Annotated in this window: 20 protein-coding genes and 4 tRNA genes; 16 read left to right on the top strand and 8 right to left on the bottom strand. The window is 71.5% G+C overall.

The window, feature by feature from the left end:
• From BLT36_RS15945 to csrA, 12 genes are all read left to right on the top strand, one after another.
• Positions 1–843 carry a motility protein A gene (locus BLT36_RS15945; RefSeq protein ID WP_092096667.1) on the top strand — a complete coding sequence of 281 codons (843 nt, stop codon included), beginning with the start codon at positions 1–3 and terminating at the stop codon, positions 841–843.
• Between the two features lie 2 nt (positions 844–845).
• Entirely contained in the window at positions 846–1,775 is a 930-nt protein-coding gene (locus BLT36_RS15940; protein WP_092096666.1) for an OmpA/MotB family protein, read from the top strand.
• Between the two features lie 68 nt (positions 1,776–1,843).
• Positions 1,844–2,722, top strand: coding sequence for a flagellar motor switch protein FliM (locus BLT36_RS15935; RefSeq protein ID WP_092096664.1), 879 nt, complete (start codon positions 1,844–1,846; stop codon positions 2,720–2,722).
• On the top strand, positions 2,719–3,429 hold the full coding sequence (fliN, locus tag BLT36_RS15930; RefSeq protein WP_092096663.1) for a flagellar motor switch protein FliN: 711 nt from the start codon (positions 2,719–2,721) through the stop codon (positions 3,427–3,429). Before BLT36_RS15935 ends, fliN begins: the two co-directional genes overlap by 4 nt.
• A 10-nt stretch (positions 3,430–3,439) precedes the next feature.
• On the top strand, positions 3,440–3,988 hold the full coding sequence (locus BLT36_RS15925; RefSeq protein WP_092096661.1) for a FliO/MopB family protein: 549 nt from the start codon (positions 3,440–3,442) through the stop codon (positions 3,986–3,988).
• The gene (gene fliP / locus BLT36_RS15920; RefSeq protein ID WP_092096660.1) at positions 3,985–4,821 is read left to right on the top strand and encodes a flagellar type III secretion system pore protein FliP; all 837 of its coding nucleotides are present in this window, start codon (positions 3,985–3,987) and stop codon (positions 4,819–4,821) included. The genes BLT36_RS15925 and fliP overlap by 4 nt, the downstream gene beginning before the upstream one ends.
• Positions 4,822–4,830: 9 nt before the next feature.
• Positions 4,831–5,103: a flagellar biosynthesis protein FliQ gene (gene fliQ / locus BLT36_RS15915; protein ID WP_092096658.1), complete on the top strand. Its 273-nt coding sequence runs from the start codon at positions 4,831–4,833 to the stop codon at positions 5,101–5,103.
• 4 nt (positions 5,104–5,107) lie between these two features.
• The gene (locus BLT36_RS15910; RefSeq protein ID WP_254787703.1) at positions 5,108–5,866 is read left to right on the top strand and encodes a flagellar biosynthetic protein FliR; all 759 of its coding nucleotides are present in this window, start codon (positions 5,108–5,110) and stop codon (positions 5,864–5,866) included.
• Positions 5,867–5,871: 5 nt separating this feature from the next.
• Positions 5,872–7,065, top strand: coding sequence for an EscU/YscU/HrcU family type III secretion system export apparatus switch protein (locus BLT36_RS15905; RefSeq protein WP_092096657.1), 1,194 nt, complete (start codon positions 5,872–5,874; stop codon positions 7,063–7,065).
• A complete protein-coding gene (locus BLT36_RS15900; protein ID WP_092096655.1) occupies positions 7,062–9,116 on the top strand; it encodes a flagellar biosynthesis protein FlhA in 2,055 nt (684 codons plus the stop codon). The genes BLT36_RS15905 and BLT36_RS15900 overlap by 4 nt, the downstream gene beginning before the upstream one ends.
• On the top strand, positions 9,091–10,020 hold the full coding sequence (locus BLT36_RS15895; protein ID WP_139166491.1) for a hypothetical protein: 930 nt from the start codon (positions 9,091–9,093) through the stop codon (positions 10,018–10,020). The genes BLT36_RS15900 and BLT36_RS15895 overlap by 26 nt, the downstream gene beginning before the upstream one ends.
• 4 nt (positions 10,021–10,024) lie before the next feature.
• Complete coding sequence (gene csrA / locus BLT36_RS19065) at positions 10,025–10,321, top strand: carbon storage regulator CsrA (RefSeq protein WP_254787701.1); 297 nt, start codon at positions 10,025–10,027, stop codon at positions 10,319–10,321.
• An 8-nt stretch (positions 10,322–10,329) separates the two neighbouring features.
• On the opposite strand, the gene BLT36_RS15885 is transcribed toward csrA, so the two are convergent.
• The 3 genes from BLT36_RS15885 to BLT36_RS15875 form a co-directional block, all read right to left on the bottom strand.
• Positions 10,330–10,824 carry a hypothetical protein gene (locus BLT36_RS15885; RefSeq protein WP_254787700.1) on the bottom strand — a complete coding sequence of 165 codons (495 nt, stop codon included), beginning with the start codon at positions 10,822–10,824 and terminating at the stop codon, positions 10,330–10,332.
• A 74-nt stretch (positions 10,825–10,898) separates the two neighbouring features.
• A complete protein-coding gene (locus tag BLT36_RS15880; protein ID WP_175529687.1) occupies positions 10,899–11,492 on the bottom strand; it encodes a DNA-binding protein in 594 nt (197 codons plus the stop codon).
• Positions 11,493–11,562: 70 nt separating this feature from the next.
• Entirely contained in the window at positions 11,563–13,668 is a 2,106-nt protein-coding gene (locus tag BLT36_RS15875; RefSeq protein ID WP_092096649.1) for an acyl-CoA dehydrogenase family protein, read from the bottom strand.
• A gap of 214 nt (positions 13,669–13,882) precedes the next feature.
• Between BLT36_RS15875 and BLT36_RS15870 the strand changes: the two genes are divergently transcribed.
• Positions 13,883–15,337, top strand: a complete 1,455-nt coding sequence (locus tag BLT36_RS15870; RefSeq protein ID WP_092096648.1) for a peptide MFS transporter — start codon at positions 13,883–13,885, stop codon at positions 15,335–15,337.
• A 185-nt stretch (positions 15,338–15,522) separates the two neighbouring features.
• On the opposite strand, the gene BLT36_RS15865 is transcribed toward BLT36_RS15870, so the two are convergent.
• The 5 genes from BLT36_RS15865 to BLT36_RS15845 form a co-directional block, all read right to left on the bottom strand.
• The gene (locus BLT36_RS15865) at positions 15,523–15,819 is read right to left on the bottom strand and encodes a hypothetical protein (protein ID WP_092096646.1); all 297 of its coding nucleotides are present in this window, start codon (positions 15,817–15,819) and stop codon (positions 15,523–15,525) included.
• A gap of 399 nt (positions 15,820–16,218) precedes the next feature.
• Positions 16,219–19,584, bottom strand: coding sequence for an ATP-binding protein (locus BLT36_RS15860; protein WP_092096645.1), 3,366 nt, complete (start codon positions 19,582–19,584; stop codon positions 16,219–16,221).
• Positions 19,581–20,384, bottom strand: coding sequence for a DUF4194 domain-containing protein (locus tag BLT36_RS15855; protein ID WP_217638324.1), 804 nt, complete (start codon positions 20,382–20,384; stop codon positions 19,581–19,583). The genes BLT36_RS15860 and BLT36_RS15855 overlap by 4 nt, the downstream gene beginning before the upstream one ends.
• Positions 20,381–21,919, bottom strand: coding sequence for a DUF3375 family protein (locus BLT36_RS15850; RefSeq protein ID WP_092096643.1), 1,539 nt, complete (start codon positions 21,917–21,919; stop codon positions 20,381–20,383). Before BLT36_RS15850 ends, BLT36_RS15855 begins: the two co-directional genes overlap by 4 nt.
• A gap of 165 nt (positions 21,920–22,084) precedes the next feature.
• Positions 22,085–22,157, bottom strand: a tRNA-Val gene (locus tag BLT36_RS15845).
• Between the two features lie 226 nt (positions 22,158–22,383).
• On the opposite strand from BLT36_RS15845, the gene BLT36_RS15840 reads away from it, so the two are divergent.
• The 3 genes from BLT36_RS15840 (at position 22,384) to BLT36_RS15830 (ending at position 22,723) form a co-directional block, all read left to right on the top strand.
• Positions 22,384–22,455: transfer RNA gene (locus BLT36_RS15840), tRNA-Gly, on the top strand.
• An 82-nt stretch (positions 22,456–22,537) separates the two neighbouring features.
• A tRNA-Cys gene (locus tag BLT36_RS15835) sits at positions 22,538–22,608 on the top strand.
• Positions 22,609–22,648: 40 nt separating this feature from the next.
• Positions 22,649–22,723: transfer RNA gene (locus tag BLT36_RS15830), tRNA-Val, on the top strand.
• Positions 22,724–23,019 lie beyond the last annotated feature (296 nt).

Raw genomic sequence — 23,019 nt, 5'->3', positions numbered from 1 at the left:
ATGGACATCGCGACGATCATCGGGATCCTTCTCGCCTTCGGTGCCCTGTTCGGCATGGTCGAGATGGAGCACGTCGAGCTCGCGGGGCTGTTCCTGCCCGCGCCGATGCTGCTCGTCTTCGGCGCCACCATCGGCTGCGGCATCGCGAGCACCACGCTGAAGGACGCCATCGCCAGCTTCAAGGCGGTGCCGAAGGCGTTCACCGGCAAGGTCACCCCGCCGCAGTCGGTCATCGACGACGTCGTCGGCCTCGCCGAGACCGCCCGTTCGAACGGGCTGCTGGCGCTCGAGCAGGAGGCCGACAAGCACGACGACCCGTTCATGAAGAAGGCGCTGCAGAACATCGCGGACGGCACCGACGGTGACGAGCTCCGGATCCTGCTCGAGGACGAGATCGAGTCGAACGCGGCCCCGGTGCGGAGCGCGAGCTCGTTCTTCATGGGCCTCGGCGGCTTCGCCCCGACCGTCGGCATCATCGGCACCGTGGTCTCGCTGACCCACGTGCTGGCGAACCTCGGCAAGCCGGACGAGCTCGGCCCGCTCATCGCGAGCGCGTTCGTCGCGACGCTGTGGGGCCTCCTCACCGCGAACTTCCTCTGGCTGCCCATCGGTGGCAAGCTCCGGAAGCTCGCGCAGCTCGAGTCGGACCGGCAGACGCTCCTCATGGAGGGCCTCCTGGCGGTGCAGGCCGGCAGCCAGCCGCGCCTCCTCGGCGAGCGCCTCAAGGCGATGGTGCCGCCCGCGGCCCGCGTCGACGGCGCCACGGGCAAGGGCAAGGGCAAGAGCGGCAAGAGCGGCAAGGGCTCCGACGCCGGCGCCGACGACCAGCAGCTGGCGGCCTGACGATGAGCGGCAACCCCCGCGGACGCGGTCGCGGCCGGAAGAAGGGCGGCCACGACGAGGCCGAGCACCCCGACGAGCGCTGGATGGCGTCCTACATGGACATGATCACCGTGCTGATGTGCATGTTCCTGGTGCTCTTCGCGATGTCGACGGTGGACCAGCAGAAGTACATCCAGCTGAAGAACTCACTCGCCACCGGGTTCGGCGAGGTGAAGTCGCAGAAGGTCGACACCGCGTCCGGCACGGTCGTGACGAAGGACCAGGTGAAGGACGGCTCGGGCTACTCGACGGACAAGTCGCAGGCGGACCACTCCACCGCCTCGTCCGGCGTGAAGGACACGAACGTCGACCCGGCGTCGACCGTGGTGCCGGTCACCGCGACGAAGGCCGACGTGGCGGCGGCCCAGAAGGAGCTCGACGACCTCAAGGCGATCGAGGCGGCCATCAAGGGCAACCTCGACAAGGCCGGGCAGACGTCGAACGTCCAGTTCACCGTCGACGCCCGCGGCCTGACCGTCCGGCTCGTCGGCAGCGAGACGTACTTCACGACCAACAGCGCCGACCTGTCCGACCAGGCGAAGCGGATCATGGACGCCATCGCCCCGGTCCTGAAGACGGCGGACCACGAGGTCAGCGTCGAGGGCCACGCGGACCAGCGGAACTCGACGGCGCCGTACGCGACGAACTGGGAGCTCAGCTCGGCACGGGCGACCGGGGTGCTGCGAGACCTCGTCGAGCGGGGCGGGATGCCGGCGGACCACATCCAGAGCGTCGGGTTCGGTTCCAGCCGTCCCCTCGCGAAGGGCGGCACGGACGCCGACCTCACCCTGAACCGCCGCGTCGACATCGTGGTGCTGTCGAACCAGGACCAGGACGTCAGCGCGCTGATGCCGGCCCTCGCGAAGGCACAGGACGGGGCACGAGCCGGCTGAGCGCGCCACCGCCCCAGAACGGGGCACAGCACTGACGGGTGCTCCACGGCGGACCGATAGACGCACCCGTGACCGAGACCCTTCCAGCGCCCGAGGTGTACGACTTCGCGCGCCCGTCGACGCTCGCCCGCGAGCACGCCCGGGTCCTCGAGCTCGCCTTCGAGACCTTCGCCCGCCAGTGGGGGACGCAGCTGACGGCCAAGGTCCGCGCCGTGAGCCAGGTCACGTGCGAGCAGGTCCAGATGACGACGTACGACGAGTACGCCGCCTCGCTGCCCGCGCTCACCGGCATGGTCCTGCTGCCCATCGTCGACGTCCTCCCGAAGGGCGTGCTGCAGGTCCCGCTCGACGCCGCGCTCACCTGGGTCTCGCACGCGCTCGGCGCCTCGAAGCCGCTGCCGACCCCGGACCGCACGTTCACCCCGATCGAGCAGGCGCTCGTCCGGAAGATCGTCGAGGACGCCCTCGACGACCTCCGGTACTCGTTCGGCGGGCTGCTCGCGCACGACGTCACGGTCGGTGGCTTCCAGTTCAACTCGCAGTTCGCGCAGGCGGCCCAGAAGGGCGACCTGATGATCGTCGCCTCGTTCTCCATCCGCGTGGGAGACCGCGTCGCGCCCGGCACGCTCGCGCTGCCGGCCGACGCCGTGCTGCCCCAGCTCGGCGAGGAGGCCGCGCACGTCTCGCCCGCCGACGCGCACGCCCTGCTCGACGCACAGCTCGCGGGCGTGCCGGTCGGCGTCAGCCTGCGCTTCGCCCCGGCGACGGTCCTGCCGTCGCAGGTGCTCCGGCTCGCGGTCGGCGACGTCCTGCCGCTGCCGCACCCGCAGCACCGTCCCCTCACCATCGCGGTCGACGGCGAGCCCGTCGGCACGGCCGCCGTCGGCGCGAACGGCTCGCGCCTCGCCGGCATCGTCGTCACCACCACATCGGAGCCCACCGCATGACCGTCACCACCACCCTCCACACGCAGGCGGCCGAGGCCCTCGCGGCGCAGCTCCCGACGACGGCTCCGCTGGCAGCGGTGCTCCAGCCTGGAGGCGCGACACCGGTCGCGCTCGACGCGGCGCGTGACGCCGTGGTCGCGTCGTTCGTCGGTGGCCTGTCGGCCGACCTGGTGCTCGTGCTGACCGACCTCGAGACGGTCACCGCCGCGGGCGGGACCGAGCACGGGATCGTGGACGTCACCGACGTCCTCCGTCCCTCGCTCGAGGCGGCCGCGGCCCTGCTCGGTGTCGGCGTCCTCGGGGACGCGCGGCGCGAGTCGGCATCGGCGCTCCTGGCCGACCCCGAGACGGTGGTCTTCGAGCTCACCGCCGGCGGTGTGCCCGGTGGCTGGTTCGCACTGCGTGTCCGCGAGAACGGCACCGTGTCCGCCCCGGCGGCGCCGACGATCACCGTCCCGACCGGGAACCTCGGGCGGATCAACAACGTCGAGATGACCCTGACGGTGGAGATCGGCCGCACCCGGATGTCGGTGCGCGACGTCCTCGGCATGGAGCCCGGCGCCGTCGTCGAGCTCGACCGCAGCGCCGGCGCCCCCGCGGACGTCCTGCTCAACGGCCGGCTGATCGCGCACGGCGAGGTCGTCGTCGTCGACCAGGACTACGCCGTCCGGATCACGAAGATCCTCGACGTCGCCGAGAGCGTCTGAGCCCCGCCCCGTGGACACGCTCGTCATCGCCCTCCGCGTCGCGCTCTCGCTCGGCGTCGTGCTCGCCCTCATGTGGGTGCTGCACCGACGCATGGCGAAGGGCCCGTTCGGCGCGGGCAAGGGCCGAGGCCGTCGCTCGGCCTCGGTCGAGGTCGTCGCCCGCCAGGGCATCGGCGGCAAGGCGAGCGTCGTCGTCGTGGACGTCGAGGGGGAGCGGCTCGTCCTCGGGGTCTCCGAACACGGCGTGTCCCTGCTCACCAGCGGGCAGGCGCCCGCCCCCGAACTCACCATCGTGACGGGACCCGTCACGCTGCCCGTGCGTCCGACCCCGTCGGCGGAGCAGTTCCGTCAGGAACTCGAGCAGCAGACCGGGGCCGCACCGCGCCTCCAGGCCGAGCCCGCGCCGTCCGTCGGCCAGGCCGAGCCGCTGCCGATGCGTCCGCGCAACCGCGCGCGGCGGACCGCGATCCCCACCTCGGCGCAGCTGCAGGGATCGATCCTGTCCGGCGAGACCTGGCGGCAGGCCGCCGCAGCGCTCCGGAACCGGCGGGCCGGGTGACCGCGGCGCGGGCGCACCGGCTGGCGCTGTCCGGCCGGGTCGTCGCCCTCGTCCTGCTGGGGCTGGCCGTCGTCGCCGGGTTCCTCATGCTCACCGCCACGGGTGCACACGCCGTCGGCGTCGTCCAGCCGACCGCCCCCGCGACACCGACCGCCCCCTCGACCGGCGACTTCAGCGTCAGCGTGAACGGCCCGGACGGCACGCCGTCGTCGGCCGTCGTGACGCTCATCGGCATCACGCTCCTCAGCGTCGCGCCGGCGCTGATGCTCATGATGACGTCGTTCACGAAGATCTTCGTGGTGCTCGCGATGACGCGGAACGCCCTCGCGCTGCAGTCCATCCCGCCGAACCAGGTGCTCGCCGGCCTCGCGCTGTTCCTGTCGCTGTTCGTGATGGCGCCGGTCCTCGGGCACATCAACGACGACGCCCTGCAGCCGTACCTGGCGGGGCACATCGACTTCACCCAGGCCGTCGAGATCGGCACGAAGCCGCTCCGGACCTTCATGCTGCACCAGACGCGCGAGGAAGACGTCGCCCTCATCACCCGGGCGGCGGGTCAGGACAACCCGGAGTCGATGGCCGACGTGCCGATGACCACGGTGATCCCGGCGTTCGTGATCTCCGAGCTCCGCAGCGCGTTCATCATCGGGTTCGTCATCTTCATCCCGTTCCTCGTCATCGACCTCGTCGTCTCGGCGGCGCTCATGTCGATGGGCATGATGATGCTCCCGCCGGTCATGATCTCGCTGCCCTTCAAGATCCTGCTGTTCGTCCTCGTCGACGGCTGGGGACTCATCATCAAGTCGCTCATCGAGAGCTACCACGTTGTCTAGGGGGCAGGCATGAACCAGCAGGCCGTCATCGACCTCACGCTCCAGGCGCTCCTCGTCGCGGGGAAGCTCGCCGCGCCCGTGCTCGTGACGTCGCTCGTCGTGGGCTTCGCGATCTCGCTGTTCCAGTCGGTCACGCAGATCCAGGAGGTCACGCTCTCCTTCGTGCCGAAGGCCGTCGCGGTGGCGATCGCCCTGGTCGTCTGCGGCAACTGGATGATCTCGGAGATGGTGTCGTTCACCCACGTCGCCTTCGACATGATCCCGAAGCTGCTCGGGACGTAGCCCCGTGGAACTCGTGATCAACGGCGACCGCCTCGAGGCGACGATGCTCGCCGGCGTCCGGCTCGTGGCGTTCTTCGTCATCGCGCCGCCGTTCTCGTACCGGGCGTTCCCCGGCACCGTGAAGGTGATCCTCGGCATCGGGCTGGCGATCGGTGTCGCACCCCGGGTCGCCGAGGGGTACCACTCGCTCGACACCGGCCCGTTCCTCCTCGCGCTCCTCACCCAGCTCGTCGTCGGGCTCGCCCTCGGGTTCCTCGTGTTCCTGGTCTTCGCCGCCGTGCAGTCCGCCGGCGCGCTCATCGACCTGTTCGGCGGGTTCACGCTCGCGCAGGCCTTCGACCCGCAGTCCCAGGTGAACGGCGCCCAGTTCACCCGCCTGTTCCAGATGGCGGCGCTCGCGCTCCTGTTCGCCTCCGGCGGCTACCAGCTCATCGTCGGCGGACTCGTGCGCTCGTTCGACGCCGTGCCCCTCACCGGCACGTTCGAGCTGAGCGGGATGGCGTCCCTCATGGTGACCGCGCTGTCGCAGATGTTCCTCGCGACGCTGCAGATCGCCGGACCGCTCGTCGTCGTGCTGTTCCTCGCCGACGTCGGACTCGGGCTCCTCACCCGCGTCGCTCCCGCGCTCAACGCCTTCCAGATGGGCTTCCCGATCAAGATCGGGCTGACCGTCGTCTTCGCCGGCGCGCTGTTCATGGCCCTGCCCTCCGTCGTGTCGTCCCTCACCGGCGACGCCGTCGCCGCGATCACGGGACAGGGGTGATCTGAGTGTCCGACAGCGGGGAACGGTCCGAACAGGCCACACAGAAGCGGATGCGCGAGGTCCACCAGAAGGGCCAGATCGGGCGGTCGCAGGACCTCGGCGCGTGGATCGGCATCGCCGCGGCCGCGGTGATGATGCCCGCGGCGATCGGCAACGCCGCCGCCGCCGGGTCCGACCAGCTCCGCGCCGTGCAGCGCGTCATCGGCGACCCGACCATCGGCACGATGAACGCGGTGTTCCACGACGCGCTCGGCTCGATCGGGGCGACCCTCGGGCCGATGCTCGGCGTGGTCCTCGTCGCGGTGGTCGCCGCCGCGGTGGCGCAGGGCGGCGTGCACTTCCGGAAGATGGCGCCGCAGCCGGACCACTTCGACCCGGTCGCGGGGCTCAAGCGCGTCTTCGGCAGCCAGGCGATGTGGAACGGCCTGAAGGCCCTCCTCAAGACCGCCGTCGTCGGGCTCGTGCTCTGGTTCGCGGTCCAGGCGCTCGTGCCCGTGCTCATGACGAGCGGCTCGCTGCCGCTGTCCGCCGTGCTCGACGCCGCAGCCGCCGGGACCGGCACCCTGATGCGCGCCGCGATCGCCGCCGGCATCGTCCTCGCCGCGCTTGACGTCTTCGTGGTGATCCGGCGGAACCGGAAACGCACGATGATGACCAAGCGCGAGGTCAAGGACGAGAACAAGCACAGCGAGGGCGACCCGCTCGTGAAGTCCCAGCGCCGCTCCCGGCAGCTCGCGATGAGCCGGAACCGGATGGTGCAGGCCATCGGTACGGCCGACGTCGTCATGACGAACCCGACGCACTACGCCGTCGCGCTCAAGTACGAGCCGGGGAAGTCGGCGCCGAAGGTCGTCGCGAAGGGCGCCGGCCCGGTCGCCACGATGATCCGCGACCGAGCCGAGCAGGAACGGGTGCCGATCGTCCGCGACGTCCCGCTGACCCGTGCCCTGCACGCCGCGTGCGAGCTCGGGCAGGAGGTCCCCGTCGACCTCTACACGCCGGTCGCGCGGGTGCTGTCGTTCGTGATGGCGCTCAAGGCCCGCGGGGCGGCGGCCGGCACGCACGCGGCGCCACGGCCCACCACGCCCGACGAGGTCGCTGCCGTCATCGACCCGGCGACGCTCAGCGGGGACCTCCGTCCGCGGAGGCTCCGCACCCCACGACCCGACCAGCCCGCCACCGAGGGAGTCCCCGCATGAACCGCAAGGACCTGCCGAAGCTCGCCGTCCCGATCTTCATCGTCGGCATCATCCTGCTGCTGATCCTGCCGGTGCCGTCGTTCCTGCTCGACTTCCTGATCATCTGCAACATCCTGTTGGCGCTGGTGATCCTCCTCACGACGCTGTTCGTGAAGAAGCCGCTCGACTTCTCGGTGTTCCCGTCGCTGCTGCTCGTCGCGACGCTGTTCCGGCTCGGCCTCAACGTCGCCTCGACCCGGCTGGTGCTCGGCGAGGGCTTCGCCGGCGACGTCATCCAGGCGTTCGGGCACGTCGCGGTCTCCGGGTCGATCATCATCGGCGCGGTCATCTTCCTCATCCTCATCGTCATCCAGTTCGTCGTCGTGACGAAGGGCGCCGAGCGGGTCGCCGAGGTCGGTGCCCGGTTCACCCTCGACGCGATGCCCGGCAAGCAGATGGCGATCGACGCCGACCTCAACGCGGGGCTCATCACCGACGAGCAGGCGAAGGAACGCCGCGCGTCCGTGTCCGCCGAGGCCGACTTCTACGGCGCGATGGACGGCGCGTCGAAGTTCGTCAAGGGCGACGCGATCGCCGGCATCCTCATCATCGTCATCAACCTCATCGGCGGCATCGCGATCGGGATGCTCCAGAACGGGCTCTCCGTCACCGACGCCCTGTCGAAGTACGGCATCCTGACGATCGGCGACGGCCTCGTCACCCAGATCCCGGCGCTCCTGATGGCGGTGTCCACCGGCATGATCGTCACCCGGTCGGGCGCCGAGAGCGAGATGGGTTCGTCCGCCGCGAACCAGCTCGGCCAGTCCCGCAACGCGCTGATGATCGCCGGTGTCGCCGCGATCGCGATGGGCTTCATCCCCGGCATGCCGATCCTGCCGTTCCTGCTCGTCGGCGGGACGCTGCTCTTCACCGGGTGGCGCATCGGCCAGAACGCGGCACGCGCCGAACGGACCGCCGCTGAGCAGCAGGCACTGCAGGCCGCCGCACCGAGCGCGGACACCCCCGAGGACCTCATCGAGCAGATGCGCGTGCACGCCCTCGAGATCCTCCTCGCCCCGGACCTCGTCGACATGGTGTCCGGCTCGAGCGACGACCTGCTCGGCCGCGTCCGCGCCCTCCGCCGCAAGATCGCGATGGACATGGGCATCGTCGTGCCGCCGGTCCGCACCCGGGACAGCATCGAGCTGCCCCCGGCGACCTACGCCATCCGGATCGCCGGGGTCGAGGCCGGCCGGGGCACCGCGCCGTCCCGCAGCGTCCTGGCCCTCGGCGACCACCTGGAGGGGCTGCCCGGGGACACCACCGTCGAGCCGGTCTTCGGTCTGGCCGGCAAGTGGGTGCCCGCCGAGCTCCGGCACGCCGCCGAGATGACCGGCGCGACCGTGATCGACCGCGTGTCCGTGCTCGTCACACACCTGCAGGCGATCATCGGCGACAACGCGGCGCGCCTGCTCACCCGCGAGGACGTCAAGGTCCTCACCGAGGGCGTCAAGCAGGTCAACCCCGCCGCCGTCGAGGAGCTCGTGCCCGGGATGCTCTCCCTCGCCGAGGTGCAGCGCGTCCTGCAGGGGCTCCTCGCCGAGCGCGTGCCGATCAACGACCTCGGCCGGATCTGCGAGGCCCTCACCCTCCGCGCGAAGGTCTCCACCGACCCCGAGGGGCTCGTCGAGGCCGCCCGTGCGTCGCTCGGTCCCGCACTGCCCGCCCGGTACCTCGACGCCGGCACCCTCCGGGTCATCATGATCGACCCGCTGCTCGAACAGTCGATGCTCGAGGGGCTGCGGCCGTCCGAACAGGGCAGCCAGATCGTCCTCGACGCGCACCGCATCGAGCAGGTGCTCGGCTCGCTCCGGGACGCCGTCCGCTCGGTCGAGGACCAGGGCATCTCCGCCGTCCTCGTCTGCGCACCGCAGCTGCGCCCGGCCGTGCACCGCATGGTCTCGGCCCAGTCGAACGGCCTGCCCGTGCTCTCCTACCAGGAGGCCACCGCCGCGGGGTCCACCATCGAGACCGTGGGAGTGGTCCGTGCCGCCGACCCGATTGCAGCGTAACGGCGCGACGCTCGACGAGGTCCGGGACGCCGTCCGGGCCGAGTTCGGCGCGGGCGCCAGGATCGTCGCCGCCGAACGCGTCACCACGCCCGGCATCGGCGGCCTGTTCCGGAAGGCGCACGTTGAGGCGACCGTCGAGGTCCCCGCACCCGACGAGGTCCCCACCGCCCGGGTCGCCATCGCCGACGGCGTCGTCAAGCGCGTCGGGATCGCCGCGCTCCTCGCCGACGCCGAGGCGGCCGAGGCGCGCATCGCCGGCGGCGACGGCACGTCGACCACCCGCGCCGACGCCTTCGCGTCCGTCCTCGACGGCTTCGTCGCCGACGGGATCACGGGGCGCGCCCCGCGCCCGACCGGCGCACCGGCGGACGCGGGCGCACCCGAGCAGGGCGGGGCGCGCCTCCAGGCCGTCACCGAGCTGCCGGGAGGCGCGGGGCTGCTCCTCGACGCAGCCGACGCTCCCAGCGTGGCCCGGACCAGTGCGCCGCCCGTCCGGCCCGCCACGCCCGCCGTGCGGTCCGCCGACGGCGACCTGGTGCTGCTGGTCGGCCGACCGAACGACGTCGACGCGGCCGCGGGCATCTTCGCGACCCGGTACGCGCTCCGCGCGACCGACGCCGCCGACCGGCGGAGCGGGATCCTGGCCCGTGCCGAGGGCGTCCGCGACGGGCGGGCGCTGCTCGGCGTCGCCGCGTGGGACGACGCCGCGACGGTCGAGGGGCTCGCACCGGACCAGGTGTGGGTGGTCGTCGACGTCGGACGGAAGCCGTCGGACTCCGCGGCGATGCTGTCGGCCGTGGCCGGACGGACCCGCGTGGCGGGGGTCGTCGCGATCGGCGCGGGGGAGACCGCCACGCCGGAGTCGGTCCACCTGCTGGGGGTGCCCGTCCTGTCGCTAGGCTGAACGGGTGCTGGTACTCACGCGAAAGGTCGGCGAGCGGATCCTCGTCGGTGACGACATCGTCATCACGGTGCTCGACAGTCGCGGCGACGGCGTCCGCATCGGCATCGACGCACCCCGCGGGGTGAAGATCCAGCGTGAAGAGGTCGTGCGGGCGGTCACCGAGGCGAACGCCGAGGCCGCTGCTGCCGCCGGGTCCGCGTCGGACGCGGCCGAGGCGGCGAGCGCCGAGGCGCGGCTGCGGCAGGCGCTCGGGGAGCTCGGCGCTGGGTCGACCGACAGTGGGGCTGGCCGAGGGGACTGAGTCCGCCTCTACACCAGTGCGAGCGCTCCAGCTGAGCAGAGTCCGGCCCAGCAGCTGCTCGTGAGCGTGCCCACGATGAACCGCTCCCGCGCGGCGGCGGTGTCGAGCTCGGTGAACCGACCGAGCCCCTTGATCGCCACGACGGCCGCGACGATCTCGAGGTGTCCGACGAGTGCGGCCCCGACGATCGCGAAGCGTTCCAGGTACCCGATCGCTGTTCCGCCCCGGAGCACCTCTGGGCGGTCGCGGCGCGGGATCGGATCGTCCGCACTCGCGATGAGGATCCCGCCGTGCTGTCCGCCCACGACGCCGTCGCGCATCGCGAGTCCGAGGACGGCACTCGTGACGGCACTCCCGCCGACGACGGCCACGCATCCCACGGCCACCACGCCGAGGGTGCGGAGTGCGAGGTCCGGAGCGCTCGGCACGAGCTCGAGAGCCTGGAGGACCACCAGCGCGCCGACCAGGCTCGCTGCGGTGATCGCACGCACGATCGCGGGCACGCGTGGTGCGAGGCTCAGGCCGGATGCGGACAGGAGCACCAACGACCCGACGATCCAGAGAGCGGACGAGGGGATCACCGGGGGAGATCCGCTTCGGCGAGGAGTCGCGCGAGGGCCGCGCGGAGTGCGTCCTCTGCTCGGAGGTCCGCCGAGAGGTACCGCTTCGCGACCGCCTGGGGCGAGATCCCGAGCAGGTTCGCGGCGTCCACCCGCGAGTGTCCTGCGCGGAGGAGGTCTGCGAGCTCCCATCCTTCGGGTGAACGGCGTGCCCTCGCGCGGATCGCCTGGGCGATCAGCGGCTCGACGTCTCCGGTCTGCAGACGGCGACCCGGTGCCACGTCCAGAGCGAAGTGTTCCGGGAGGTGCTTCGCACGCTCCACTGCGTCGCGGGCGCGGAAGAAGGCGGAACCGCGAGCCGCGCGTGTGGAAGACGGCAGCGGACTGTCGACGTCCCCGACGCCGACCCCGACGCTCCACTCGCCCTCGCGCGTCAGGTCGAGGACGACATCGAGGGCAGCGTCGGCGTCGTCCAGCAGCAACTGGAACTCGTCGCCGGCTGTCCGTTCGGGGGCGAGCACGGCTCGGTCGCCGACGGCCTGCTCGAGCGTACGGATTGCCGCGTCGACTCGGTCGTGGTCGTTCCGACTGTCGATCTGGTCGACGGTCACTGCGAACATGATTCCTCCCGAAATCAACCCTACAGGGTTGATTCACCAAGAATCAACCCTGCGGGGTTGATCACGGTCGGGGCTTCTTCTCCTGCTCGGGCAGACGGCCGGCGGCGGCCTCGGCGGCGAACCACGCGCGGGCCTCGTCCTGACGTGCCTGCTCGGCGCCGAGGGCGATCGGCGCGCGGACGTGGCCCGGCTCGTACCCGAACGAGTCGAGCAGCTGCGGGATGATCGGCCGGACCCGCGCGACGAGGCGGTCGATGTACGCCGAGACGGCCCGGGCACGCTGCGCGGTGAGGCGCCCGTGCATGAGGTACCAGTCGAGGTGCTGCTCGAGGAGCCCCAGCGCGAAGAGGTCCCGCAGCCAGACGAGCACGCGTCGGGTGTCGCCCTCGGGGACCTCCTCGATGGCCTCGGTGAAGGCGTCCCACTGCATGAGTTCGGCGTGGGCCTTCGCCGCCTCGATGAGCTCGTGCTGCGAGCGGTTCAGCAGGCGTGCACCGCGCGCGCGGTCCTTGCCGGCCGACGCCAGGCGCATGCCGATCTCGGTCACCATCGTCTCGACGCGGCCGGCGAGCAGGTCGCGCTGGGTCCGGGCGTCCTGCAGGTCCGTCACCGAGGCCGCGAGCGAGCCGCGGTCGGCGACGGTCTGCCCGATGCGGCGGATGCCGGTGGCGTCGGCGAGCTTCGTGGCAGCCTGGGCCGCGACGAACTTCGCGGTCGATGCCGCGTCCTTCGGTGCCTTGGCGCGGAAGTCGGTGAGCAGGCGCTTCCCGACGAGCTGGAGCAGCACGGTGTTGTCGCCCTCGAACGTGACGTAGACGTCGAGGTCGGCGCGGAGGCCGGTCAGCCGGTTCTCGGCGAGGAAACCGGCGCCGCCGCAGGCCTCGCGGGCCTCCTGCAGCGTGTCGAGCGCAGCCCACGTCGACAGCGACTTGAACGCGGCGGCCTGGGTCTCGAGGTCCTCGCGGCGCTCCGGGGTGTCCTCACGCCCGCTGAACACGTCGTCGAAGGTGCGGAGGAGCTTCTCGTGCGCGAACGACTGCGCGAACACGGTCGCCAGCCGGGGGATCAGACGGCGCTGGTGGCGGCCGTAGTCGAGCAGGACGCCCTCGGTGCCGTCCCCGGTGGGGAACTGGCGGCGCTGCGCGGCGTAGGTCAGTGCGATCTGCAGTCCGATCTTCTGCGCGACCACGGCGGCGCCGTCGAGCGACACCCGGCCCTGCACGAGCGTGCCGAGCATGGTGAAGAACCGGCGGCCGGGCGACGCGATCGGCGAGGAGTACGTGCCGTCCTCGGCGACGTCGCCGTACCGGTTCAGGAGGTTCGTGCGCGGGATCCGGACGTGGTCGAAGTGCAGCCGGCCGTTGTCGATGCCGTTCAGGCCGCCCTTGACGCCGTCGTCCTCGCCGCCGACGCCGGGCAGGAAGGCGCCCTCGTCGTCGCGGAGGGGGACGTAGAAGGCGTGCACGCCGTGGTCGACGCCCGCGGTGACGAGCTTCGCGAACACGACCGCCGCCTTGCCGTGCAGGGCGGCGTTGCCGATGTAGTCCTTCCACGCGCCGCGGAAGGGCGTGTGGACGACGAACTCCTGTTTGGCGGGGTCGTAGGTCGCCGTGGTCGCGATGCTCTGCACGTCGGAACCGTGGCCGGTCTCCGTCATCGCGAAGCAGCCGGGGACGTCGAAGGAGATGATGCCGGGCAGGAACTCGCGGTGGTTCCGCTCGGTGCCGAGGTGGTGCACGGCGGAGCCGAAGAGCCCCCACTGCACGCCGGCCTTGATCTGCATCGACGGGTCCGCCGTGACGAGCTCCTCGAACGCGGCGAGGTTGCCGCCGTGGTTGTCCCGACCGCCGAACTCGGTGGGGTACGGGCGCTGGATCGCCCCGGCCTCGACGAGGAGGCGCAGCTGGTCGAGGGTCCGCGCACGGTGCTCGGGGACGGGGAGCCCCTCGATCTTGTGCATCGCCGGGTCCAGCGACAGCCGGCGGGAGATGCGGCGGTCCTCGGCCCAGCGGCCGAGCAGCAGCTCGGCGAGCAGGTCGACGTCGATGCGGACGTCGGTGTCCGTGCTGCCCGTCGGCGTGCCCGCGGCGGGGTCACCCGAGGCGTCGGCCTTGGGCGTGCGGGTACTCGGCGTGTGGGTGCTGGGGACGGGTGCGGTGTCGACCATGGTCGGAGCCCTCCTGAACTGCTCTGTCCGGTGTTGCAGAACACACGCTATGCACCCCACCCGCGAGCCGCATGAACGCCGTCCGGCCCGCACAACGCGGCGTGCCGTCGTCTGCCACGCGGTCGTGGGAACCCTCCAAAGGCGCGCATCGCGACTTCATGAGGAGATCTCGCCGATTGGGCACGGTTCTGCGCCGAGGGGCAGACTGTCGGGCATGTCAGGCACCACCGCACCAGAACGCAAACGCACATTCTTCGGGCAGCCGTTCGAGCTGTCCACCCCGTTCGCGGTCGAGCTCTGGGAGCGGTTCTCGTTCTACGGGATGCAGGGCATCGTCCTCATCTACATGTACTACACGCTCTCGCAGGGCGGCCTGGGGATCGACAAGGGCATCGCCAGCGGGATCATGGGCGCCTACGGCGGTGCCGTGTACCTGTTCACCATCATCGGCGCGTGGATCGCCGACCGGCTCATCGGCGCCGACCGCACCCTGTTCGGCAGCGCGGTGGTCGTGATGCTCGGGCACATCGCCCTCGCGCTCATCCCGGGCGTCGCGGGCGTCGGTGTCGGCCTGGTGCTCATCGCGCTCGGCTCCGGTGGCCTCAAGGCGACGGCGACCACCATCGTCGGCGGCCTCTACAGCCGAGACGACCCGCGCCGCGACGCCGGGTTCTCGCTGTACTACCTCGGCGTCAACCTGGGCGCGTTCTTCGGTCCGCTCCTGACCGGCCTGCTGCAGAGCGAGCTCGGGTTCCACTACGGCTTCGGCCTCGCCGCGGTCGGCATGGCCGCGGGCCTCGTGCAGTACGCCATCCGCCGCCGCAAGCTGCCGGAGTCGGTGCGGCACGTCACCAACCCGGTCGACCGTCGCCGCCTGCCGCTCATCGGCGTGCTCGTCGTGGTCGCGCTCGTCGTCATCGTCGTCGCGGTCCTGACCAGGCTCCTGAACGTCAGCAACCTGCCCACGGTGGTCGTCTCGATCGTCGTCCTCGCGACGATCAGCTACTTCGTGGTGATCCTGACGAGCGGGATCACCCCTGAAGAGCGGTCGCGTGTGCTCGCCTTCATCCCGCTGTTCATCGGCAGCGCGGTGTTCTGGTCGCTCTACCAGCAGCAGTTCACCGTCGTGACCGTGTACTCGGACGAGCGCCTCGACCGGTCCCTCTTCGGCTGGGAGATGCCGGTCTCGTGGGTGCAGTCGATCAACCCGGTGTTCATCATCGTGCTGTCCGGCGTGTTCGCGGCGATGTGGACGAAGCTCGGCCCGCGCCAGCCCTCCACGCCGACCAAGTTCGCCCTCGGCACCGGCATCATGGGCATCGCGTTCCTGCTCTTCCTACCGTTCGTGAACAGCGGCCAGAACGGCACGCCGCTCCTCGCCCTCGTCGGGATCCTGCTCGTCTTCACCCTGGCGGAGCTGCTGCTCTCGCCGGTGGGCCAGTCCGTCGCCACGAAGCTCGCGCCGCCGAAGTTCCAGACGCAGATGGTCGCGCTGTTCTTCCTGTCGGTGTCGCTCGGCACCGCGGTGACCGGCGTGCTCTCGCGCTACTACGACCCCGCGAACGAGGCCCCGTACTTCGCGATCCTCGGACTCGTCGCCGTGGCGGTCGGCGTCGTCCTGCTCCTGCTCGTCAAGCCGGTGCTGAAGCTCATGCGCGGCATCCGCTAACCTGAGTGCAGCCACACCGGCCCCGGAACCAAGGAGTCACAATGCTCGAACTCATCGCAGGCGTCATCATCGGCATCGGCGTGCTCGGCGGCGTGGGGCTCTGTATGGCCGTCGCCGCCATGATGAAGAGCGGCTCGGAAGAGTATTAGGCCCCGGGCCGGCCGCACCGCTCGGTGCGCGCCGACTCACGCTGCCGGGTCGACCGGCACCAACTGACGACTCAGGACGGTCGCGCGCTCGAAGGGGCCGCGGCCGTCCTCTGTGTACACGGGGTCCTCGAACGCGACGGTCCACGACAGCGGCTCGCCGACGCCGGGGTACCCGACGAGCTGGTTGCCGCCCGGCGCCACGATGACGCCGATCGGCTCGCCCGCCCACCGTTCCCCGCCGCGCTCGGTGTCGACCACCTGCACGAGGGCTCCGATGCCGAGGCCGGGGCGGTCGTCGGGCTGGGGGCTGGGGGAGCGGCGGCGTCCGAACACGCCCTCACCGTAGCGTGCGCGGCCTTGCGCGCGCCTGGCGCGTGCTCGGCGTGTACCTGGCGCCTGCCTGCCTGCCTGCCTGCCTGCGGCTGGGCCGAGCGGGCGGGACGCGCCGCGCGCATGTCGGCGAGCGGGCAGGACGCGCCGCCGAGCGACGGCGAAGGTGACGAAAGCGGCACGCTCGGGTGACGGGTTGGTGCGGGGAGACCGACGGACTGGAGGCGCGTGGCCGGCTGGCACCGCGCCTCCAGTGCCGTGGGTGCCGGGGCCGGGTGGCCGGGCCGGGCCGGGCCGAGCGGGCAGGACGCGCCGTGCGCATGCCGGCGAGGGGGCGGGACGCGCCGCCGAGCGACGGCGAACGTGACGAATACCGCCCGCTCGGGCGAGCGGAGCCCGGCGTCAGACCCGCGCGATCTCGGTGATCGACGAGTGCCCGGTCTCCGGGTGCTTCCGCATCGACAGCAGGCGCTCCATCGACGGCTCGAGCGCCGTGACCTTGTCGAGCGGCGCGCTCACCACCAGCTGGAACCCGAGCCGCAGCCACGCGGTGACCGCGCGACCGGCGAACTCGGAGTCCGCCTTGATGAACGCCTCGTCGAGGAACACCGGAGCGAACCGGGGCCGAGGACGGGTCTCGTCACCGAGCTGGTACCGCAGGGCGGCGCCGACGATGAACGCGACGAGCTCCTGCGTCTCGCCGCCGGACTTGTCGCCGAGGGACGAGTACACGCCGAGGTCGTTGCCGTCGGTGTCGTACCGGACCGCGGTGATCTCCATGTGCCGTCGCACGTCGAGCACGGCGTCGCGCTGCGTGGTGCGGCCGCGCGGGCTGTCGGTGTCCGGGCGGATGACGGCCATGAAACGACGGAGCCGGCGGAACCGCGTCTCGAGCACGTCGTCGGTGAGTTCGGTCGAGGTCGAGGCGGACAGTGCCCGGAGCTCGCGGCGGAACTGGGACACGTCCTCGCGGGTGACCCGGCGGATCTGGATCTTGAGACGGTCCCCGTTCGCGCCGAAGGGCAGCTCGCGGAGGATCTCGTTGACGGGTTCGAGGCGCTCCTCGATCTCGACGACGGCCCGGTCGAAGGCCCCGGCGAGCGGGACGAGGTCCTCGCCGCTCCACTGGGACAGGCGACGACGCCACTCGGTGCGCCGGGCGTGCAGCCCGGTGGCGACGATCTGGTCGAGGATCGCGTGGTAGTCCGGGTACGAGGCGACGCCGGTGCCGAGGTTCGGGTCCGGCCAGGCGTCCTGGTACCGCTGGAACGTCAGGGTCAGCGCGTTCCCGGCCGACGCGGCGCCGTCGAGGGCCTGGGACAGGCGTTCCTCGAGGCGGCGTCGCAGGCGGCGGGTGGCGTCGTCGAAGCCGTCCACACCGTCGGGCGCGCCGATCTCCTCGAACGTCTCGGCCAGCAGCTGCTCCTGGCGCTCGTCGGGGACGCTGTCCGGTGCCTCCTCGAAGCGCTCGAGGATCTCGGCGGCGGCGTCCTGCCCGTCGACGAGCACGGCGTGGCGCTCCTCGAGGCGGGTGACGGACAGACGGGCGCCGGCACGTCGGTCGGCGGCCTCGTCGAGGGACTTGCGGAGCCGTGCGACCGATTCGCGCAGCGTGCGGAGGCCGTCGTCCGCGGCGAGCAGCGCGTGGCGTTCCGCGTCGAGCCGGGCGAGGGAGGACTCGAGTCCCTCGACGTCGATGGCCTCCCACGTGACGTCGACCACGTGCTGGTGCGCGGCCCGGAGCGTGTCGAGGGCCGCGATGTCCTGTGCGACGTCGGTGCGGCGGGCCTCGAGCGTGGTGAGGTCCTCGGCGATGGACGCGAGCTCCTGCTCGACCGAGGCCACCCGGGCCTCGTTCGTGAAGCCGATGACGTTCGCCTGCCGGCGGTCGCCGTGCGCGCCGCGTCGGCCGTCGCGGAGCTGCCCGGACTCGGTGACGCGACGACCGCCACCGCCGAGCTCCGAGGCGTCCGACACGCAGCGGGCGTCCGTGCGGTCGGACTCGATCCGCTCGCGGACCCAGGTGCTGAACGGCGACGACTTGATCGCGAGCTTGCCGGACACCATCGACGGGTCGCCGTCGAGGTCGATGTGCGGACCGGTCGGCACGCCCTCGAACTGGATGCGGACCGGCAGCCGGAGCGCGTCGATGGCCTCGCTGAAGGAGGCGAGGCGGTCCTGGTCGACCAGGAGCGTGCGGGCGACGGGCGCCAGGACGGACTCGATCGCGGTCCGCCAGCGCTCCTCGCCGGGCAGGACGTCGAGGAGTTCGGCGACGAAGGGCAGCTCCGACGGGTCGATGCCGGCCGCCCGGGCCATCTGGAGCCGGGCCTCGTGCATCGGCAGCGGCATCGCGCCCTGCCGGTGCTCGAGCGACTGCCGTTCCTGGCGGAGGGAGCGTTCGCGGTCGAGGAGCGGGTACTCCTCGCGGGTCAGGGCGTCGCGTCGTTCGTCGAGCGAGGCGCGCTGCACGGCGTAGGTGCCGAGGAACTCGTGCGAGACGCGCTGCGCCGCGGTGAATTCGGCCTCGCTCGCGACGGGTGTGCCGAGGACGGCGGTCCGCTCGTCGAACGTGGTCCGCGTCCGGACGACCGCGTCGCGCTCGCGGCTGCGGCGCTCGATGCGGTCCTCGAGCTGCGCGAGCGCGTTGCCGCCCTGGTCGCGGAGCCGGGCCTCGGCGTCGCGGAGTTCGATCTCGACGGCCGCGTGCCGGGCCTCGGCCGCGGCCACCTCGGCTCGGGACGCGGTGCGCTCCCGACCGTTGCGGTCCACCTCGGCGTCGAGCAGCGCACGCTTCCGCGAGGCGGTCCAGTGCGCGAACGGGGACACCTCGGCACCGGTGGCGATGCCGTCCAGCGCCTCGGCCGCCGCCCGGGACCGTTCGATCTCGGCGTGCAGCTCGACGATGGGGGAGAGGATGCTGACCTTCCGCTCCTCGGTGTCCATCGCCTCGTACGCCTCGTCGAGCGCCGAGAAGTGCGCGAGCGCGCGGTCGGCGGCCTCGTACGTGCCCGGTGTCTCGAGCACGAGCGACTTGTAGAGCGCGTCCACCGTCGGCAGGTGCTGACCGGCCTGGATGCGGGCGAGCAGGCGCATCGCCCGGTTGCCGCCGCCGGAGTCACCGATGCCCAGCCTGGTCTGCAGCGTGTACGCGAGCTCCTGGTAGGTGTCGCGGATGACGAGCCCCGGCACTCGTCCGGTCAGCTCGAGGTGGTGGAACCGGCTCGGCACGAACTCCTCGAGCCGGCGCAGGTCGAACGTGTCGTCCACCGTCGCCATGGTCATCTGGATGTCGCCGACACCACGTGCCCGCTTCGGCACGAGGTACGCGCGGAGCACCGTGAACCGGCGTTCGTCGTCGTTCCGGAACGTGACCGCGACCGCACCCCAGGTCGTCTGGTCGTCGCCACGGAGGTTCACGTCGCGCAGCGCGCCGGACTCCGGGTCGCGACGGGTGTCCACCTTGCCGCGCAGGTAGGTCAGCAGGTTGCGCTGGTCGGCGCTCCGCGCCCGCCCGGTGGTGGCGTCGTTCGAGGCGCCGTTGAACGGCACGTCGGACGGCATCATCACGGCGAGGTACGCGTCCATGAGCGTCGACTTGCCGGTGCCGGACGCACCGGAGATGAGGGTCGCGGTGCCGGAGAGCTCCACCTGGCGGTGGCCGTGGAAGCCACCCCAGTTCACGACCTGCATCGACTCGGCGCGCCACTGCGCGACCGTGTCGAACAGCGCGGCCATCCCGAAGGCGTCGGTCTGCGTGTCCGTCATGCGCTCGCTCCGTCCTCGTCGGTGTCGGTCTCGTCGGTGTCGGTCTGGTCGGTGTCGTTGGTCTCAGGGTCGGCGTCGTCGGCCGGGAGGCGCGGGTCGTCCCCGTTGGTCGGCTCGCCGCCCTGGGCGGCCGCGTTCCGGAGCCACGTGTCGAGTTCCAGCAGGCGCTCCAGCGGGAGCAGGACCTCGACCACGCTCGCGACGCGGAAGCGGTCCGGGTCGGTGGTCTTCAGCAGGATCCGCGCGGTCACGAGGCGCTCGATCGCCTTCGCGACCCGGCCCTCGTCGCGCGTCCGGTCGGTCGCCGTCGCCGGACGGAACCCGGCGACGTGTCCGAGGATCTCGGAGCGGTCGACGACGACCTGGTCCGGGCCCGGCCGGGTGTCCGCCCGCAGGCGCATCCGCAGGTAGACCAGGACGATGGTCTCCTCACGCGTGTACGGCACGTCGCGGAGGAGGGTCGGGAAGCCGCGGCGCTGGCTCTCCGAGCGGGCCTGACGCTTCCAGGCCACCTCGCGGTCGCGGTCGACGTGGAGCTCGAGGAACAGGTCGTTCAGCCGGGAGCGGAGCTGGTACTCCGCGTCCAGCACGGCCCGCCACTCGTCGGCGTGCGTGCGGGCGCTCACGTACGAGTTCCGGAGGAGCGCCACGAGCGCGCGGCGCTGGCGGTCGTCGAGCCGGCCCTCGTCGCCCTCGAAGAGGGCGAAGCTCGTCTCGTCGCGTTCCTCGTCCTGCAGGACGGTCGTGGGGTCCTCGAAGGGGACCGTCTCGTCCACCGGTGCCGGCGTCGTGTCGCTCACCGTGCCTCCTGTCCGTCCTGGTCGTCTGTCGTGGGTGTCGTGTCCGGTGCGCCAGCGGCGTCTTGCCGGTCCGCTGGGGTACCCGGGGTGAGCGCCGCGGTCGGCATCCGGAAGGTGACCGGGCTGCCGTCGGGCCGGACCGTGCGGTGCTCCGCGACGTGCGCGGCGGCCTCGAAGTCCTGGTGGCCGGTCAGCAGGTGCGCCAGGCCGAACAGCTCGACCGGGCGGCGCTGCTCCGGCGGGAGCCCGTGGAACGCGGCGTCGCTGGAGTCGGCCTCGGCGAAGCGGAGGGCCGCGCGCAGCTCGGTGAGGAGCGGGCCGCCGTGGCGCCGGAGCGTCTCGACGTCGAGGTCGTCGAAGACGTCGTCGTCGGGCTCCTCGATCGGCGGCGGCACGGACTCGTTGTCCGGGTCGTAGAAGCGCTCGCGCAGGGTGCCGACCTCGGCCGTCTCGGGCAGGAGCCCGATCGGCAGGCGGTCCCGGGCCGACCCCTGGTCCATCCACGTCGCGAGCCCGCGGTTGATCGACCGGATCACCGCGTCCAGCTCGCGATCGCGGACGACGTCGTGCGCCACGATCTGGTCGCGGAGCGTCGCCGTGAGCTGCCGACGCTGGGCGAGGACGTCCTCGATGCCCTGGCGGAGGATGCTCACCGTGTTGCGGAACGCCCGACGCTCCGCCGCACCGAGGGAGTCGGCGAACGGATGGGACAGGATCGTCGCGATGTCGTCCCGGAGCCGCAGCAGCAGGGCGTCGTCGCGGAGGAGCTCGAACGCACCCTCGAACGCTCGGCCCTCGGGCGTCGCCTCCATCAGGGCGTCGGTCCGGGCCAGGTAGTCGTCGAGGATCTCACCGATCGGGCGCACCTCTTGTCGGAAGTCCTCGACGATCGACCGGTGCATCGTCGCCACCGCCTCCTCGACGCGCTTGAAGTCGCTCGGCAGCTGACGGATGAGGTCGGAGATGTTCGTGTACCCGTCACGCATCCGGGCGTCGTCCACCGTCGCGACGTCGCCCTGCTCGAGGCGCTCCCGCTCGGCCCGGAGCTCGGCGATCTGCGCGTCGATCCGGCGGATCTGCACGTCCGGGTCCGGTTCGGCACGGGCCGCCCACCGGTGCACGGCGTCGACGATCATCGCCAGGCGGCTCTCGCTGATGAGTGCCCGGTCGGAGGACAGTGCGTCCATCAGGGAGAGTGCCTCGAGGGCGTGGCTCGTCAGGGAGTACTGCTCGTCGCCGTCGGGGGAGTTGGAGCGGACGAGCCACTGGGCGGCCACCCACTCGCGGCAGAGCGCGCGGCCGGTGTGCTCGTGCTGTTCGCTCGCGGGCACGCGCGCGCCCGTGGCCTGCAGTCGGGCGACGTGCTCCTCGACCTGCAGGTGCATGCGGTCCGCGGGGACGTACTGCACGTCGCGGTCGAACACCGTGCGGAACACCGCGAGGACGGCGGCGCTGGTCGGGCGGGACATCAGCCGCAGGGTCGGACGGTCGAGGACCGCTCGGACCCTGGCGAACTCGAGGTCGACGTCGGTCATGTGCCCCTTCGTCCGGTCGTCCTGGTCTGTTCTGGATCGTGAGTCGCGGCTGCATCGTGAGATGACGCCTGCACCGCGAGATGGCGTCGACACCGTGAGATGAGAAGAGCCCGACGCGGTTGCGTCGGGCTCTTCTCGGTGTTCTGCTGGCCCTGGATGGGCTCGTGGGCGATACCAGACTCGAACTGATGACCTCTTCGGTGTGAACGAAGCGCGCTACCAACTGCGCCAATCGCCCCTCGCACTTGCGTGCCAGTCGATAGTAGCGGATGTGGGGCGGTCCGCTGAACACGACGTGTCGCCCGGGTGTGGCGGCGCCGTCCGGTCCCGTTTCCGCACGTCGCCGGAGGGCCTCGATCCGCATGAACACGGGGGACACGCCCGGTGAACGGGAACGATTTTGGTGGAAGCGCCCGCGTTCGTATAGAGTTTACGTCGTCGCCGGAACAGCGGGTCAGACAAATGCGGATGTGGCGCAGTGGTAGCGCATCACCTTGCCAAGGTGAGGGTCGCGAGTTCGAATCTCGTCATCCGCTCGAGTGTGGGTCTCCTCGGAGTTCCACGACTCACCAGAGGGTATCCCACCGTTCGGGTACTCACGGAGACGTGAACCTCGATGGTGGGGTGGCCGAGAGGCTAGGCAGCGGCCTGCAAAGCCGTCCACGCGGGTTCGAATCCCGTCCCCACCTCAACACTCTGCACGGGCCCCGGTCCACGCAGGGATGCTCTGGGCGATTGGCGCAGCGGTAGCGCGCTTCCCTGACACGGAAGAGGTCACTGGTTCGATCCCAGTATCGCCCACCACCACGAAGCCCCCGGCAGGACCACCAGGTCCGGTCGGGGGCTTTCGTCGTTCCCGACGATCCCTCGGCAGAGCCCGTGCGAGGCTCTCCACCCCGAGCGGTCCGACGTGTGGGGCCTCCTCCGAGATGACCGAGCCGTGGGAGGGGACGACAAGTGTCAGACGGGCCGAACGGGAGTCTCAGCGGAGTCATCTGTACGTTCGTTGCATGGACATCCCGTCGATGATCATGGGCGCTGCAATTGCTTCGGTCGCGTGGGTCGCGTGCCTCCCGGTACTGCGGAAGCGCCGACGTCCG

The organism is Curtobacterium sp. UNCCL20 (assembly GCF_900101675.1).
GTDB lineage: Bacteria > Actinomycetota > Actinomycetes > Actinomycetales > Microbacteriaceae > Curtobacterium.
Note: the sequence above shows the minus strand (reverse complement) of the source record. Positions and strands in the feature narration are given on the sequence as shown.